Annotated in this window: 2 protein-coding genes; both read right to left on the reverse strand. The window is 55.0% G+C overall.

Annotated elements, in window-relative coordinates:
• Positions 1-119 precede the first annotated feature (119 nt).
• Complete coding sequence (locus tag AC2JC8_RS10065; protein ID WP_484594681.1) at positions 120-968, reverse strand: glycosyltransferase family 2 protein; 849 nt, start codon at positions 966-968, stop codon at positions 120-122.
• Positions 965-2,158 (reverse strand): glycosyltransferase, encoded by a 1,194-nt coding sequence (locus AC2JC8_RS10070; RefSeq protein WP_484594682.1) that lies wholly within the window; start codon positions 2,156-2,158, stop codon positions 965-967. Before AC2JC8_RS10070 ends, AC2JC8_RS10065 begins: the two co-directional genes overlap by 4 nt.
• Positions 2,159-2,229: the final 71 nt, after the last annotated feature.

Genomic DNA, 2,229 nt, shown 5'->3' on the forward strand with positions numbered 1-2,229 from the left:
TACTGGGATGCCGCGGGAAACCAAGCCGCAGGCCAAATCAGTCATTAATTGGGCGGTGGCGCCATGGCCAGGCGCGAAGTGCTCAGTTATCAACAGCAAAGGCAGCTGGCTTGTTGGTTTCATAGGGGCAGGCCTTTGCGTCTACGCCGCAATTCGATCACTTTCACAACGGTGATTAAGTCGTAGCTGGCCATCAAAAAAGCAAACAACAAGCCCTGCCAACCCTCCCGCCAGCCCCCTTGCAGCAGATATTTTTGTGTGAAACGCCCAAAGGGCCTCAGGGGCCAAGCGATTGCCGCCCACTTTCGCAATTGAAGCCAACGGCGGGTGCCTAGAGAATTGCTACCTCCGCCATCAAGAAATGCCACGATCTTTCTTGCTTCCCAATCGGCATATCGGCTATGGCGCTCAAGCCAATCGTTAATCCCTTTGCTAAAGGCGTAGTGCTCATAGGGCTCTTTAAGACGGCCGATCAAACCGGTTAAAGGATCGCCATTTAAACCGCAAAAGCTTTCCCATACCCCACCTTCAAATCGCAAAAAATTGCGCCTCAATAAACGTGGATGCCAATTGGGGTAACCCTGGGTATGGCGTAACCAGCGGCCTAGGAACCAATAACGAGGTGTGAGTTCGAAGCCAAATAGCTCAGCGCTTGCACTTGTAGCCGCAGTTATTGCTGCCGCGCAGGCTGGAGTGATCTCCTCATCAGCATCTAGAAACAAAACCCACTCACTTTTGAGGTTGCCATGAATGAGGGCCCAGTTGCGCTGCTCACTGATCAAAAAGCCACCCTCAGGCCGATGCACAATTACACGAGCACCCTGGGCATGAGCAAGGGCAGTAGTGGCATCGGTGCTGCCGGAATCAAGCACCAATAGTTCCTGGCACCAGCTCAGGGAAGCCAGGGCCCGAGGCAGATCTGTTGCTTCATTTAGGGTGAGCACAACCCCTGCCACCGACGGTGTCACAACAGGGTGCGATAAAGGGCTTCGCAATTGGCTGCCACTGCGCTGCTTCCGTAATGATCCACTAACAGCTGCGGATCAAGCCTTAACGGTTTAGCCGCAAAATTTAAAAGCCAAGCCGCTAACCACTGGCTCCACAAATGTGAGCGGCGGGGTAACACTGCACCCCAGGGTTGTGTTGTAAGTAACCGTTCCAATTCCTCGCCCGCACCCACTCCATCACTTAACAACACTGGGCAACCGCAGGCCAGGGCTTCAAGGGCCACATTGCCGAAATTTTCATGGCGGCTTGGCATTAGTAAAAGATCGGCAGCGGCAAAAAGAGCTGGCAATTCAGTCGCCTGTTGCAATGGCAATCGCAATAGGCGCTCGCCTAAACCATGGCACCTAAGGCTTTGCTCGAGGGCTGCCGCGCTGCCATCTTCATCCGGGCCCACCAAAGCAAAATGCCAAGGCAGATGGGCGAGGGCTTTAAAAACCGGTGCCAAAAGATCTAAACCCTTCTTGTGATGGTGCCTGCCGCACACCAAAAATAGGGGCTCCTTGGCTTTCAATTGATGGGTGGTGCGCCAGGCAAGGCGCTGCTGGGGATCAAAACCAAAGGCTGCAAGCTCGAGGGGATTGGGCAAAAGCCAGCGGGGAGGCAAGGCCCCAAGGCCAAGTAATGGGTTATTGCATTCGCGCTGCTCACGGCCTGAAGTGGTGTGTAAAGCAGCGGCACGCTTAAGGCAAGGCCGTTCCACTAGCCAGTAGTAAGGCAGTTTTTTCCACCAGCCACGGCTGAGGCTATAGGGGCCTAGAGCTCCCCTCAAACTGTGCACCACCGGCACGCCAAGGCGCTGGGCAGCCCGTTGCAGCGGTGGACCCAAGGGTTGCCAGAGGGCACTTAAGTGAAGCAACTGATTGCGGGCAAGGTGCTTTGGCAAGGCTGCTAATAAAGCCTGCGAGCGAATCGCTCCACCCGGTTGATCTTCGGGGTAATAGGTAACTGTGATGCCATCTCGCTCAAGGGGAACGCCGATTTCTGTTTGTGGCCAATCGGGCAATCCAGCGGTGGTTGTGATTACTTCAACCTTGATGCCCCTATCAGCAAGGGCGCCGCAAAGGCGACCAACACTGCGCACCGGCCCGCCATATTGCCAAGCGGGGGCCCACACAGGTAGGGCATGGAGGATGCACAACTGGTTTGCCATAAGCAAGCTCAGCGCTGCAATTTCAAACCTAGGCTGATATCAACTATGCCAGTGCCACTCCAATGGCCGAA

The organism is Synechococcus sp., assembly GCF_982614295.1.